The sequence below is a fragment of the Nocardia sp. TBRC8007 genome, assembly GCF_056629435.1.
The window spans coordinates 1-14,497 of record NZ_JBWSOR010000053.1; the positions used below are offsets into that span (position 1 = coordinate 1).

Annotated in this window: 10 protein-coding genes, 1 tRNA gene and 1 pseudogene; 8 read left to right on the top strand and 4 right to left on the bottom strand. The window is 61.3% G+C overall.

Annotated features, from left to right (window positions below; genetic code table 11):
- Positions 1 to 54: 54 nt before the first annotated feature.
- The 3 genes from rnpA to ACX4ZE_RS22060 form a co-directional block, all read right to left on the bottom strand.
- Positions 55 to 480, bottom strand: coding sequence for a ribonuclease P protein component (rnpA, locus tag ACX4ZE_RS22050; RefSeq protein ID WP_480275383.1), 426 nt, complete (start codon positions 478 to 480; stop codon positions 55 to 57).
- A gap of 21 nt (positions 481 to 501) precedes the next feature.
- Positions 502 to 645 (bottom strand): 50S ribosomal protein L34, encoded by a 144-nt coding sequence (rpmH, locus tag ACX4ZE_RS22055; RefSeq protein WP_006550910.1) that lies wholly within the window; start codon positions 643 to 645, stop codon positions 502 to 504.
- Between the two features lie 239 nt (positions 646 to 884).
- A complete protein-coding gene (locus ACX4ZE_RS22060) occupies positions 885 to 1,238 on the bottom strand; it encodes a hypothetical protein (RefSeq protein ID WP_480275384.1) in 354 nt (117 codons plus the stop codon).
- A gap of 60 nt (positions 1,239 to 1,298) precedes the next feature.
- Here ACX4ZE_RS22060 and dnaA point away from each other — a divergent pair, with 60 nt between their 5' ends.
- The 8 genes and pseudogenes from dnaA to ACX4ZE_RS22100 all read left to right on the top strand — a co-directional run bounded on the left by dnaA (position 1,299) and on the right by ACX4ZE_RS22100 (position 14,106).
- Complete coding sequence (gene dnaA / locus ACX4ZE_RS22065; protein WP_480275385.1) at positions 1,299 to 3,215, top strand: chromosomal replication initiator protein DnaA; 1,917 nt, start codon at positions 1,299 to 1,301, stop codon at positions 3,213 to 3,215.
- 894 nt (positions 3,216 to 4,109) lie between these two features.
- A complete protein-coding gene (gene dnaN, locus ACX4ZE_RS22070; protein ID WP_480275386.1) occupies positions 4,110 to 5,285 on the top strand; it encodes a DNA polymerase III subunit beta in 1,176 nt (391 codons plus the stop codon).
- Positions 5,286 to 5,528: 243 nt separating this feature from the next.
- Positions 5,529 to 6,701: pseudogene (gene recF, locus ACX4ZE_RS22075) on the top strand (DNA replication/repair protein RecF); the annotation flags it as partial.
- Between the two features lie 221 nt (positions 6,702 to 6,922).
- Positions 6,923 to 7,495: a DUF721 family protein gene (locus tag ACX4ZE_RS22080; RefSeq protein ID WP_480275387.1), complete on the top strand. Its 573-nt coding sequence runs from the start codon at positions 6,923 to 6,925 to the stop codon at positions 7,493 to 7,495.
- A gap of 298 nt (positions 7,496 to 7,793) precedes the next feature.
- Positions 7,794 to 9,839: a DNA topoisomerase (ATP-hydrolyzing) subunit B gene (gene gyrB, locus ACX4ZE_RS22085; protein WP_480275388.1), complete on the top strand. Its 2,046-nt coding sequence runs from the start codon at positions 7,794 to 7,796 to the stop codon at positions 9,837 to 9,839.
- A 200-nt stretch (positions 9,840 to 10,039) separates the two neighbouring features.
- Positions 10,040 to 12,547 carry a DNA gyrase subunit A gene (gene gyrA, locus ACX4ZE_RS22090; RefSeq protein WP_480275389.1) on the top strand — a complete coding sequence of 836 codons (2,508 nt, stop codon included), beginning with the start codon at positions 10,040 to 10,042 and terminating at the stop codon, positions 12,545 to 12,547.
- Between the two features lie 45 nt (positions 12,548 to 12,592).
- Entirely contained in the window at positions 12,593 to 13,696 is a 1,104-nt protein-coding gene (locus ACX4ZE_RS22095; protein WP_480275390.1) for a DUF3566 domain-containing protein, read from the top strand.
- Between the two features lie 336 nt (positions 13,697 to 14,032).
- A tRNA-Ile gene (locus ACX4ZE_RS22100) sits at positions 14,033 to 14,106 on the top strand.
- A 95-nt stretch (positions 14,107 to 14,201) separates the two neighbouring features.
- On the opposite strand, the gene ACX4ZE_RS22105 is transcribed toward ACX4ZE_RS22100, so the two are convergent.
- On the bottom strand, positions 14,202 to 14,497 hold a 296-nt coding region (locus tag ACX4ZE_RS22105; protein WP_480275391.1), incomplete at its 5' end, for a GNAT family N-acetyltransferase.

Consider the following 14,497-nt stretch of genomic DNA (forward strand, 5'->3'; position numbering starts at 1 on the left):
CATGAGTGGGGCCTTGCGTGGCTACGCTGCGCTGCCGCCTCCAGGCCTGACCACTCATGCCGGAGCCCCCGTTCGTTGGGCTGCGGTGCCTGCGAGCTTGTTCATGGCGCCGCGTAGCTGGCGTGTCAGATCATCCGAAGACGCCGCTGCCGCGCCGGGCAGTGCCCGGATCACGATATCGGTTTCCGGCGGCAGCTCGGCGATCATCTGGGCGCACATATGACGCAGGCGGCGGGCAACGTGATGTCTGATCACCGCGTTGCCCACCGCCTTGCTGACAATCAACCCGAAGCGCGGGCCACCTCTGCGAACCAGCGCGGTCTCCGAGATCTGTTCGTGTTGCCCGTTCGTACCCACGACTCCGTCATACTCGCGCATGAGGGCGTGCACGACCAGATCACGTCTCCCGATTCGCTGGCCACGGCGCACCGTGCGGGAGAAGTCGGCACGATGATGCAACCGATACGGCTCAGGCAACACCCGAGCATCCGAAGACGGAGATCATGCCGTGAGGGAAGCGCGGCCCTTGCGGCGACGCGCCGAAACGATGGCGCGGCCCGCACGAGTCCGCATCCGAAGGCGGAAGCCATGAACCCGCGCCCGACGACGGTTGTTCGGCTGGAACGTCCGCTTGCCCTTGGCCACGGTCAACACTCCTCTAATAGGTTGGGCGCCAGATGGTGCCCGAAGCTTGTTGGTGATACGTGTAGTGCGCGATGAATCCCAGGCCTGGTCATCATCGACGCGCGTCGGTCCTGGCGCACAGTCGGTCAATCACGACCTAAATGCGGTCAGCACAAGACCGCCACCGCACCAAGGGGTGACTGTACGAGGGTACTGACCAGCTCAGGACTGGTCAAACTCACCCTGCCCTCTGCATCGAACTACTCGGCCGGGCACATTCCCCTGCCGAGCAGCCGGATGTTGTAACCACAGATGCCATAGCCGTAACCATTGAGTTCGTCTACATTCCTGACAGGACACGCCCTGCCGCTGCGATATGTAGCCAGCAGATTGCTGTAGAATCGCAGGTCGAAGCAGTTCGTCACATCATGCACGTGCACTTCGCCGTTCTCAGCTGTTCTCCACATCTGTGGATAATTGTGTGGAAAGACCCCTGGAATGGCATATTCGTAGGGCCGACGGTGCCACGTCGCCGCCCAGAGGGGGATCTGGGTAGCGTCCGAACCGGTTACGGACGTACGCAGATAACGGGACCGACCGACATGGTCGTGCATCACCGCCTCCGCGTGCCCCGGCCGTCTGCTCCTATCGACATACTTCTGGGGAGGAACTGCATGGAGGACGAGCAGAACGTGTTGGCCACAGTGTGGCCTGAAGTGGTCACCGAGTTGACCACAGGGTCACCGGATGGCGCCATCCCCCCGGTCACCCGAGCACAACAAGCATGGTTGAAGCTGGTCAAGCCGCTGACAGTCGCGCAAGGATTCGCCCTGCTCTCAGTACCCTCGTCACTGGCTCAAGAGGCTATCGAACGTGACCTGCGCGAACCCATTCTCCGCTCGCTTTCGCGTCGGCTCGGTCCTCAGGTAGAGGGGCTCGGCGTCCGTATCGCCGCGCCGACCACGCCGACTACCGACCGGTCGAACACCACTCCCAAGCATGCCCGGATAACCAGTAGGCATGAGCGCACACGAGAACGGGGCCGGGACACAGCCGTATATCCGGGCGACGACTTACCCGGTCACGAGGCCTACCGGGCACCCCGCTATGCACAACCCACCGGCTTCACATCTGCCTCGTCGTATGGTGACGACCCAGACTACTCCGAGCAGGGGTTCGCGCCACTGGAGAATTATCGCCGACCGGAATACGGCCATGACTATCCGACGCGCGGGGAATACGCAGAATACGCCGCAGCCGCCGAACCATCCGGGGCGCCCATTTCGGACACCGCGCCACGGCGCGAGCACGGACTGCCACCGCGCCGGGACTCAGCGATCCCACCGGGGCAGGAGTCCTTGTTCACCCCTGAGCCGGAAACCGATACGCTGCGTAGCTCGATTCATACCACGATGCGCGAAGCCACTCAGGATGATCAGCGCCCGGCACCAGACCCGGTCCGAGACAGCCCACGCGAAGACCACGCCGACGAAGCCGTAGTGAACGCTCGCAACTCCTGGCCGACCTACTTCACCAATTCTCCTGATCAGCCGACTGCTTCCTCGGCCAGCCTGAACGCGAAATACACGTTCGAGACCTTCGTTATCGGCGCATCCAATCGTTTCGCGCACGCCGCAGCGGTCGCTATCGCCGAAGCCCCTGCACGTGCCTATAATCCCCTGTTCGTCTGGGGTGCTTCCGGCCTGGGAAAGACCCACCTGCTGCACGCAGCAGGCCACTACGCACAACGCCTTTTCCCTGGAATGCGGGTCAAGTACGTCTCGACCGAAGAGTTCACCAACGATTTCATCAACAGCCTGCGTGACGACCGGAAGGTCGCGTTCAAACGCCGCTACCGCGAAACAGACATCCTGCTGGTCGACGACATTCAGTTCATCGAGGGCAAGGAAGGCATCCAAGAAGAGTTCTTCCACACCTTCAACACCTTGCACAACGCGAACAAGCAGATCGTCGTCTCCTCCGATCGTCCGCCGAAACAATTGGCCACCCTCGAGGAGCGGCTGCGCACGCGGTTCGAGTGGGGTCTGATCACCGACGTACAACCGCCCGAGTTGGAGACACGGATCGCCATCCTGCGTAAAAAAGCGCGGATGGACCGGCTCGATGTACCGCACGACGTGCTGGAGTTGATTGCCAGCCGGGTCGAACGGAACATCCGCGAACTGGAGGGCGCGTTGATCCGGGTGACCGCGTTCGCTTCATTGAACGGTCAGCCGCTGGATCTGTCGCTGGCCGAGGTGGTGCTGCGGGATCTGATGCCGGACACCGCGACGCTGGAGATCAATGCGGCGACCATCATGGCCGTCACTGCGGAGTACTTCAACACCACCCTCGAAGAACTCACTGGCCCCGGCAAAGCGCGGCCGCTGGCCCAGGCTCGACAAATTGCCATGTATCTATGCCGTGAGTTGACCGATCTATCGCTGCCGAAGATCGGCCAGGCGTTCGGTCGCGATCACACCACAGTGATGTACGCGGAGAAGAAGGTGCGCAAGGAGATGACCGAGCGCCGCCGCGTCTACGATCAGGTACAAGAACTCACAGCCCGAATCAAACAGCGCTCACGCTAAGCGCCATACATCGATGAGCATCGCCCCTGAGCAGGGGCGATGCTTTTTTCAGCCTGTGGATTCCTCGAGGACTCCACAGGGATTCCTCGAGGAATCCACTGGATTGTCCACCGATTCATGCACAGGTGAGCAAAAGCATCCACACCTGCCCATGCACAGGTCGAATTCAACAACTTCCCCATCGACAGTTGTGCACACCAGTTGACCAGCATGGTGTCCGGATTTGGACTTGTGGAGTCCTCGAGGAGTCCCTGTGGAGTCCTCGAGGACTCCTCGAGTTGTCCACGGTTTCGTGCACAGTGGGGACAACTGAAGGAATCCAGTGGAACAACTCGAGGAGCGCTCGAGGATGAATCGGGGACAACCTCGACACCTCCACAGGTGCCATACATCCATCCTCGAGAGATCCTGTACTCATCCCCACCACATCATGGCCACTGACCAGTGGATTCAGTCGTAGTCCACAGAATCCACAGCACCTACTACTACTTCAGTTCTTCTCATTGAAGATTCTCTTCAAAAGAGGGTGTGTGGAAAGTCGATCGCGTACCGCAGGTAGACATGGCTCTGTCTCCGAGTAGCAAGACGTCTCCGAGTAGCAAGATCTCCGAGTAGCAAGGACTGTGCGAGTACTGTTCTGATCGGAAGCCGATCGCGCAGAGTTGTCGTGAGCTACTCGGATAGGCCACCGCATGGCGCACTACAACACGCGACCCACCGCGATCATGGGTACCTCCGGAGGGTCGGGCTAGGCGCACATCGCAGTCGCGAGTACGGTTTGATGTCGGTCGCCTATGCCAAACTACGGAGGCAACCGATTCAGCAAGACCCTTTCGAGAACCGACACTGATAAGCCGACAACAGATCACGGAACGGGAGAGGACAGATCGGGCGATGGAGCTTGAAAGCATGAAGTTTCGGGTCGCCCGAGAGGATTTCGCCGAATCCGTCGCCTGGGTCGCACGCAGTCTTCCGTCTCGCCCCCCGGTCCCAGTGCTCGGCGGCGTGCTCCTGGTTGTCGACGAGAGCGGCCTCACCGTCTCCGGCTTCGACTACGAGGTCTCTGCACAAGTCAGAGTCGCGGCAGAAGTCGTGGGACCTGGCCGGGTACTCGTTTCCGGTCGACTGCTGGCCGATATCACCAAAGCTCTGTCCAATAAGCCTGTCGATGTCTCGGTGGACGGCACCCGGGTACTGATCACCTGCGGTAGCGCGAAGTTCTCTCTGCCCACTATGCCGGTCGAGGACTACCCCCAACTGCCCGAGGTACCGCAGCAGACCGGTGAGCTGAGCTCGGATGTCTTCGCGGAGGCCGTGGGGCAGGTCGCTGTCGCGGCAGGCCGCGACGACACCCTGCCGATGCTCACAGGTATCCGGGTGGAGATCGAAGGCGCACAGATGGTGCTCGCGGCGACCGACCGGTTCCGGCTCGCAGTGCGGCACATCGAGTGGCGGCCCGCTTTGGCAGACGTCGAGACTTCTGTACTCATCCCGGCCAGGACATTGTCGGAGGCCGCCAAGACGCTTGGTCCCTCCGACGCTCCGGTTCAGTTGTCGCTGGGAACCGGCATGGGTGCGGACGGGCTGCTCGGCATCGTGAACGCGGGTCGTCGAACCACCACTCGTCTGCTCGATGCGGAATTCCCCAAGTTTCGCCAGTTGCTCCCCAAGGAACATACGTCGATCGCCACGCTAACCGTCGTCGCACTGACCGAAGCCATCAAACGTGTGGCTTTGGTCGCCGAGCGCGGCGCTCAGGTGCGACTGGAGTTTTCCTCCGACGGCTTACTGCTGTCCGCGGGCGGTGATGACGCGGGACGCGCCGAGGAGTGGCTGGAGGCCGATTTCCGCGGTGAGGCGCTCACTATCGCGTTCAACCCCGGCTACCTCCTCGATGGTCTGTCCGCCCTGCATTCCGACAGAGTCACTTTCGGCTTCACCACGCCGAGTCGGCCCGCAGTGCTGTTGCCCGCTGCCGAGGAAGAGCTACAGGCGTTTGATTCCGGGACATTCGCGGCGTTGTCCAGCCCGTACATTTATCTGCTGATGCCGGTTCGGCTTCCGGGCTGACCTATCATGCGGGGCCGGATACCGAGTGGATCCATCCCGTTCGATGCGGTCAGGGAAAGCGATTGCGCCGGTGGGGAGCCCGTCGTGCAGTTGGGGAGTACGGTCGTGTGGCAGCGGACCGCACGTTTTATCCACAGGTGTTCCACAGAAGTACGGTGGATGCCGCGATATTCGGTGGCTGTACAGATCACCAATCCACTCGTGGAAAAGGCCACTTCGATCCAGGTAGGGGCACGATAGCGGATGTTCATCCGGGCGCTGTCGTTGCGTGACTTCCGCTCCTGGGAGTATGCGGAACTCGAACTATCCCCAGGAAGAACGGTCTTCTTGGGATCGAATGGAAACGGCAAGACCAATCTGCTGGAGGCCATCGGTTATCTGGCCACTCTCGGCTCACATCGTGTCGCCACGGAGTCTCCGCTGATCCGGGCCGGTACCGAGCGTGCCAGAATCGGCGCCACAGTAGTCAACACCGGCCGTGAACTGCGCATCGATGTCGAGTTGAACCAAGCCGACGTCAACCGCGCACAGATCAATCGTTCACCGGTTCGTCGACCCAGGGAAATCCTTGGCATTGTCCGAACTGTGCTGTTCGCGCCGGAGGATCTCGCGCTGGTGCGTGGTGATCCGGGGGAACGCCGTCGTTTCATGGACGAGATGTGCACAGCCAGGTTACCCAGGTTGGCAGCGGTCCGCAGCGACTACGATCGGGTCCTGCGCCAGCGTTCGGCATTGTTGAAAACCGCTGGTAAGCAAGCTCGTTCCAGGGCCGACCTGAGTACCCTCGACATATGGGACGGGCATTTGGCCGCACATGCCGCTGTACTGCTGGCACAGCGGCTGAGTTTGGTGCATGAGCTAGCTCCGCGGCTCACTCAGTCTTACGCTGCTCTCGCCCCGAAGTCGCGCCCTGCTTCGATCGCCTATCACAGTGCCACGTTGCCGCCGGAATTGCTGAATCCGGCCAGATCACCGCGTCCTGACGATACCGAAGCATTGGAGGCGATTATGCTGCGCGAGCTTGCCACGGCGCGGCCGAAGGAACTGGAGCGTGGAGTGTGTCTGGTTGGTCCGCACCGCGACGAGTTGACGCTGATGCTCGGGAACTCGCCGGCGAAGGGTTTTGCCAGCCATGGCGAGTCGTGGTCGTTCGCGCTTGCCCTTCGGCTGGCTGTGTTCGAACTACTGCGTGGTACCGGCACCGAACCGGTACTGCTTCTCGATGATGTGTTCGCTGAACTCGACAGTAGACGTCGCGCCGCTCTTTCCACTGTTGCCGCCGGTGCGGAGCAGGTGCTGATTACCGCAGCCGTGCCGGAAGACGTGCCAAGTGAACTCGCCGCCCTACCGCTTCGCGTCGAAACCATCAGCAGGTCCGATGGTCATCTCTCGCATCTTGTCGTCGAGGACAGGAGCGGTAACAGCGTCGACAGCGAATGGCGTGGCGATGCGGACTCGAATGCTGTGCCGGGAACTCCGTTGGTGCTCTCAACAGCTGAGGAAGATTTCCCACAACCCGTGGAGAACTCGATCGACAGGCATGGAAGCACCTGAAAGAACTCGCTGTGGCAATTATTTGGCAAACCTTGGGACAACATGCTCGACTGGAGAAAACGAGTGTGCGCGAAAGGAGAAGTGTGGCGCAGGATCAGCCCCTGGGGCCGGCATCTGCCGAATCCGCAGGACCGGACGTCGAACTTCGCGGGATTGATCTGGCCCGCCGCGCGCTGGAGGAAGCGCGTGCCGCGGCACGCGCCAGTGGTAAGGCTGTCGGCCAGGGCCGTTCCTCGCCACAGCGCAGGCCGCGAACTGGCGTTCGTAGACGCGCCGGATGGTCCGGTGCCCGTCCGGACGATCGCGATCCCCAGCTGTTGTCCACACTGGCCGGCTCCATCGCCAAAAGCCGTGGCTGGTCGAACAAAGTAGCCGAAGGCATGGTGTTCGGCCGCTGGGCAGGCGTAGTGGGCGACGATATCGCCGCGCACGCCACACCGGTCACACTGACCAATGGTGTGTTGAGTATCGCCGCTGAATCGACCGCGTGGGCCACACAGCTGCGGATGCTGCAGAGCCAGATCTTGGCGAAGATCCATGCCGCAGTCGGTCACGGCGTGGTGACATCCCTGAAGATTTCCGGGCCTACCGCGCCGAGCTGGCGCAAGGGTGAGCGTCATATCAAGGGTCGTGGACCGCGCGATACCTATGGGTAGCCGGAAGCGGCCACTGTCAATGCCTTGCTCATCCCACGCCTGATGGATTAAAAACAGCGGAAGGCGAACCGAGTCGTAGGAGTCTGATTTCTTGCATTCACGGAGCCGTCAGGGGTGTCATAGGTACATCGCAAGCTGGGGGTGCCAGTAGGATGGTGATGTAACTAGCGGCGATACCTTCGGCGCGTTCGCACAGTCCGCGCGGACCCTCATTCTCGAGCAGACATGGTAAGGGCCTCTCACGTGCGCTGTCCGATCGCGTATGCCGGGATCAGCAAGTAAGGAGAGCTACCCACCAGTGGCTGCCAACGACTCCAACGCACCGGGTTCGACCAGGGCAACCGGAAAGCCGGACTACGGTGCCTCCTCTATTACGGTTCTCGAGGGGCTCGAGGCGGTCCGCAAGCGTCCGGGTATGTACATCGGTTCCACCGGTGAGCGCGGTCTGCACCACCTGATCTGGGAAGTAGTCGATAACTCTGTCGACGAGGCGATGGCCGGGTACGCGACCAAGGTCGAGGTCACGCTCTTGGCCGATGATGGTGTCGAAGTGGTCGACGACGGCCGTGGGATCCCGGTCGCGATGCACGCCCAGGGCGTCCCCACCATCGAAGTCGTCATGACCCAACTGCACGCGGGTGGCAAGTTCGACTCGGATTCCTACGCGGTATCCGGTGGTTTGCACGGCGTCGGTATTTCTGTGGTCAACGCGTTGTCCACTCGCCTGGAGGCGGAGGTCGACCGTGACGGCTACCGCTGGAGTCAGACCTACAAGGACGCCGCTCCAGGGAAACTGGTTCAGGGAGAACCGACCGAGAAGACCGGCACCGCTATCCGCTTCTGGGCGGACCCCGAGATTTTCGAGACCACCACCTACAACTTCGAGACGGTGGCTCGCAGACTGCAGGAGATGGCGTTTCTGAACAAGGGACTGACCATCGAGCTCACCGACGAACGTGTCACCGACTCCGATGTCACCGACGAGGTAGTGAGTGAAACCGCGGAAGCGCCCAAGCATGCGGAGATCGACGGCGCACTCGCCGAACACAAGGTGAAAACCCGGACCTACCACTACCCAGGTGGTCTGGAGGACTTCGTCCGCCATATCAACCGGACCAAACAGTCGATCCACAACTCGGTTGTCGCGTTCACCGGCAAAGGCACCGGTCACGAGCTCGAAGTCGCGATGCAGTGGAACTCGGGCTACTCCGAGTCGGTGCATACCTTCGCCAACACCATCAACACCCACGAGGGCGGCACACACGAAGAGGGGTTCCGCGCGGCGTTGACCACGGTGGTCAACAGATACGCGAAGGACAAAAAGCTTCTCAAGGAGAAAGACGGCAACCTCACTGGTGACGACATCCGCGAAGGGTTGGCCGCTATTGTGAGCGTCAAGGTCGGTGAGCCGCAGTTCGAGGGCCAGACCAAGACCAAGCTCGGCAACACCGAGGTGAAATCATTCGTGCAGCGCACCTGCAACGAGCACCTCACTCACTGGTTCGAGGCCAATCCTGCCGACGCGAAGACCATCGTGAACAAGGCGGTGTCCTCGGCGCAAGCTCGCCTCGCCGCGCGCAAGGCACGTGAACTCGTGCGCCGTAAGTCAGCCACAGACCTGGGCGGTTTGCCCGGCAAGCTGGCCGATTGCCGGTCCAAGGACCCGCACAAGTCCGAGATCTACATCGTCGAAGGTGACTCTGCGGGTGGCTCGGCCAAGTCCGGTCGCGACTCGATGTACCAAGCGATCCTGCCCATCCGAGGCAAGATCATCAATGTCGAGAAGGCGCGGATCGACAAGGTTCTCAAGAACAACGAGGTCCAGTCGATCATCACCGCGTTCGGTACCGGTATCCACGACGAGTTCGACATCAACAAGCTGCGGTATCACAAGATCGTGCTGATGGCCGACGCTGATGTCGATGGCCAGCACATCTCGACGCTATTGCTCACGCTGCTGTTCCGGTTCATGCGTCCGCTGGTCGAGCACGGCCACGTATATCTGGCACAACCGCCGCTGTACAAGCTCAAGTGGCAGCGCAGTGATCCGGAATTCGCCTATTCCGACCGTGAGCGCGACGGCCTGCTGGCGGCAGGCCTGGCCGCGGGTAAGAAGATCAACAAGGACGATGGTGTGCAGCGCTACAAGGGGTTGGGCGAGATGAACCCCAAGGAGCTGTGGGAGACCACCATGGACCCATCGGTACGGCTGTTGCGCCAAGTGACACTGGACGACGCAGCCGCGGCTGACGAGCTGTTCAGCGTTTTGATGGGCGAGGACGTCGAGGCGCGACGTAGCTTCATCACCCGCAACGCGAAGGACGTTCGTTTCCTCGATCTGTGAGTCGCGCGCATGACTACCGAACCCACGATCAGCACGGACTTTCCCCCGAGGAGGCGGCATGAGTCACCATCGCGAAGCGCTCATGACGCCGACGGGGTGCGGGAACTCCCGCAGGACACAGGAGGCGGCATGAGTCACCATCGCGAAGCGCTCATGACGCCGACGGGGTGCGGGAACTCCCGCAGGACACAGGAGACTTCATGACCGACACCACCCTGCCTCCGACCGACGGTGAGCGCATCGAACCGGTCGACATCCAGCAGGAGATGCAGAACAGCTACATCGATTACGCGATGAGCGTGATCGTCGGCCGTGCGTTGCCCGACGTGCGCGACGGCCTGAAGCCGGTGCACCGGCGCATTCTTTACGCGATGTACGACAATGGATATCGGCCTGACCGTGGTTACGTGAAATCCGCGCGCCCGGTCGCCGAGACCATGGGCAACTACCATCCGCATGGCGACGTGGCGATTTACGACACCTTGGTGCGTATGGCGCAACCGTGGTCGTTGCGCTACCCGCTGATCGACCCGCAGGGCAATTTCGGCTCGCGCGGCAACGACGGCCCCGCCGCCATGCGTTACACCGAGTGCCGTTTGACTCCTATCGCGATGGAGATGCTGCGCGAGATCGATCACGAGACGGTCGATTTCGCGCCGAACTACGATGGCCGCTCGCAGGAGCCGGTGGTCCTGCCGTCTCGGGTGCCGAACTTGCTGATCAATGGTTCGGGTGGGATCGCGGTCGGTATGGCGACCAATATGCCGCCGCACAATCTCAATGAGGTTGCCGAGGCGATCTACTGGGCGCTGGACAATCACGATGCCGATGAGGAAGCCACGCTCGCCGCGTGCATAGAGCGGATCAAAGGCCCGGACTTCCCGACCAATGGTCTGATTGTGGGCAGCCAGGGCATCCAGGACGCCTATGCCACCGGCCGTGGCGCCATCCGTATGCGTGGTGTGGTCGAGGTCGAGGAAGACAACAAGGGCCGCACCACGATCGTCATCACTGAGCTGCCCTACCAGGTCAACCCGGACAACCTGATCTCCTCGATCGCAGAGCAGGTGCGCGACGGCAAGATCGCGGGGATCTCCGATATCCATGACGAGTCCTCCGACCGCGCCGGTCTGCGCATTGTGGTTACTGTCAAGCGCGATGCTGTAGCCAAGGTGGTGCTGAATAATCTCTACAAGCACACCCAGCTGCAGACCAGCTTCGGGGCGAACATGCTGTCCATTGTCGACGGGGTGCCGCGCACCTTGCGGCTGGACCAGATAATCCGCCACTACGTCAACCATCAGCTCGATGTGATTGTGCGCCGGACCAAGTACTTGCTGCGCAAGGCCGAGGAAAGGGCCCACGTCCTGCGCGGTTTGGTCAAGGCACTGGATGCGCTGGACGAGGTCATCGCGTTGATTCGCCGTGCGGCCGACACCGAGACCGCACGCACTGGGCTTATGCGGCTGCTCGACATCGACGAGATTCAGGCGACCGCGATCTTGGATATGCAGCTGCGGCGTCTCTCGGCATTGGAGCGACGAAAGATTATCGACGAGCTGACCAAGATCGAACTCGAGATCGCTGATCTCAAGGACATCTTGGCGAAGCCGGAGCGGCAGCGCGCGATCGTCCGCGATGAGCTGCGCGAGATCGTCGGCAAGTACGGAGACGAGCGGCGTACCAAGATTATCGCAGCTGATGGTGACGTGGCCGACGAAGACCTGATCGCCAGGGAGGACGTAGTCGTCACGATTACCGAGACCGGTTATGCCAAGCGCACTAAAACTGATCTCTACCGCAGCCAGAAGCGTGGCGGCAAGGGTGTGCAAGGCGCTGGCCTCAAACAGGACGACATCGTCAAACACTTCTTCGTCACGTCCACGCACGACTGGTTGCTGTTCTTCACGAACAAGGGGCGGGTCTACCGCGCCAAGGCCTATGAGCTGCCGGAGGCCAATCGCACCGCACGCGGACAGCATGTGGCCAATCTTCTTGCCTTCCAACCTGATGAGAAGATCGCGCAGATCATCAGGATCAGGTCCTACGAGGATGCCTCGTACCTGGTGCTCGCCACCAAGAACGGTTTGGTGAAGAAGTCGAAGCTATCGGACTTCGACTCCAACCGTAGTGGCGGTATCGTCGCGGTGAACTTGCGTGATGAGGACGAGCTGGTCGGTGCGGTGCTCTGCTCGTCCGACGACGACCTGCTACTGGTATCGGCACTCGGTCAATCGATTCGTTTCTCGGCTACCGATGAGGCGTTGCGTCCGATGGGGCGTGCCACCTCGGGCGTGCAGGGCATGCGGTTCAACGACAGTGATGAACTGTTGTCGCTCAATGTGGTTCGTGCTGGCACGTACCTGCTGGTCGCGACTTCCGGTGGCTATGCCAAACGCACCGCGATCGAAGAGTACACACCACAGGGCCGTGGCGGTAAGGGGGTATTGACCATCCAGTTCGACGCGAAACGTGGCACTCTGGTTGGGGCACTTATCGTCGACGACGATGATGAACTGTATGCGATCACCTCTGGAGGTGGTGTTATCCGGACGGCGGCGAAGCAAGTTCGTAAGGCCGGACGGCAAACCAAGGGCGTGCGATTGATGAACCTCGCGGCGGGCGATACGTTGCTTGCGATCGCACGTAATGCCGACGAGCCTGATCTCGATCAAATCGCCGGTGGTGGCGATTCTGGCTCCTCCTAGCAATAACCCGACAGCGGCGGTAACGAACGGATCTAAGGATTCCCATTGACCACTCCGAATCAGCCGAACGACGAGCGGCACCAGACGAACGGTGTGACCGAGCGGATCGCGCCGTCACCGATCCCGCCGCGGCCGATTCCACGGCCGACCGCCGCGGCCGAGTCCGGTCAACCCAGTGGCAGTCCGACTGCACCCCAAGCGCACTCGGACATGCCCCGGCCAGGTCAGCCAAAGCCTGGGCAGCCGCATGAGGTCCGTGACCGACAAGGTGATTCGGCGTCGCGGCAGAGCTTGTCGGACAAGCCATCCGGTGACAACGGCCAGGACGAATTCGACGAGAAAACGGTGCGAGTGAACTCCCAGGCCGAGCAGGTTCTGCCCCCGGATACGGACAAGCAGGCCAAGAACACTGCCGACAGCGTTCGGCAGTCTCCGTATCAGGACGGGTGGTCGCAACTTCCTCAGCGGGAGCCGCAGTCCAACCTGTACCGTCCCGGCCAGGCTCCGGTTACCGGCCGTCCGAACTCGTCTGGACTCGGTGGTGGCGTCTCCAATGCTCGTACCACTGCCGATCTGGCGGCCAAAGCGGCGCGTAAGGAAGCGGCGATGGCGAAGTCCGTCGGCATCGACGGGCCTACGCGCAGCATCGCACGGCCAGAGCTGGTCAAGGACTTGCCCGACTTGTCCGAGATCCGCCACCCGCTGCCGTCAACCGAGCCCACAGCCACGCAGTCCGCGTCGGCCGTCTCGCCCGCCATGCCGGTAGCGGTTGCTGCGGCCGTAGCCGGTGATCCGCTACGGGCCACGGTGCAAATTCGCCGCATCGACCCATGGTCGACGCTGAAGATCTCGTTGGTGATCAGCATCGCGATGTTCTTCGTGTGGATGATGGCGGTCGGGCTGCTGTACATCGTGCTCGAGGGCATGGGTGTATGGGGACGATTGAACAACACGTTCACCGACATGGTGTCCCAGGACACCGGCTCGGTAGGGTTGATCGATGCTGGCACCGTGTTCAGCTATGCGGGAGTTATCGGCCTGATCAATGTCGTGCTGTTCACCGCGCTCGGTACTGTCGGCACCTTCATCTACAACCAGTGCTGCGATCTCGTTGGAGGCATCCAGGTCACCCTGGCGGACCCCGATTGATCCAGGATTGTGCCGAACGGTCGGGTATCCGCTCTGTCCGCGGATACCCGACCGTCTTGGCTGGCTGACCCAGTATTGTCGACGAACGCTCTCGGTGTCTTGGTCCGTATCGATGGCGGATGTCAGAGCGTTCAGTTGCTGCGCCGTGCGATACGCGATCCTACGATTGCCCTTTCAGGGGCTCGGTACTGCTATGCGATAAGGTATGAAGCGTGATCGGTGACGCGGATGCGCGGAATTTCAGTGTCGCTACCAGCGGTTTTGTTGGTTCCAGCTTAACTTTGCTAGTCTCTTCCACGGCTCGTGCAGCAGTAACATATGAGCCATGAGTCACACGGGCCTATAGCTCAGGCGGTTAGAGCGCTTCGCTGATAACGAAGAGGTCGGAGGTTCAAGTCCTCCTAGGCCCACTCCCTCGATGCCAGTTCATCGACTGTTCCATTCTTTTGGATTTCGGTTCCCCTGCTCTTGGCTGTTGTAACTCCAGCGCCTGTCACCACTATTTCTAGAACCGCAAAATCATTGTCAAACTGGTGGTTTTGGCATTATTGGTGATGATTTCGGAGCCGACGACGTCGGTGAAGCCGAGGCGGGCGTAGAGGTGGCGGGCGGGGTTTCCGAGGCGGACGCTGAGGCTGATGGCGGAGTATCGGGATCGGACGTCGGCGATGAGGCGGGTCAGCAAGGCAGTGCCCAGCCCGGTGTTGCGGGCGTCTGGTGTCACGGCGATCGCGAGTTCCGGGGTGCTGTCATCGATATAGCCGTAACCGGGTTTCTCGCTGGTGAGTAGTCGGATCCATG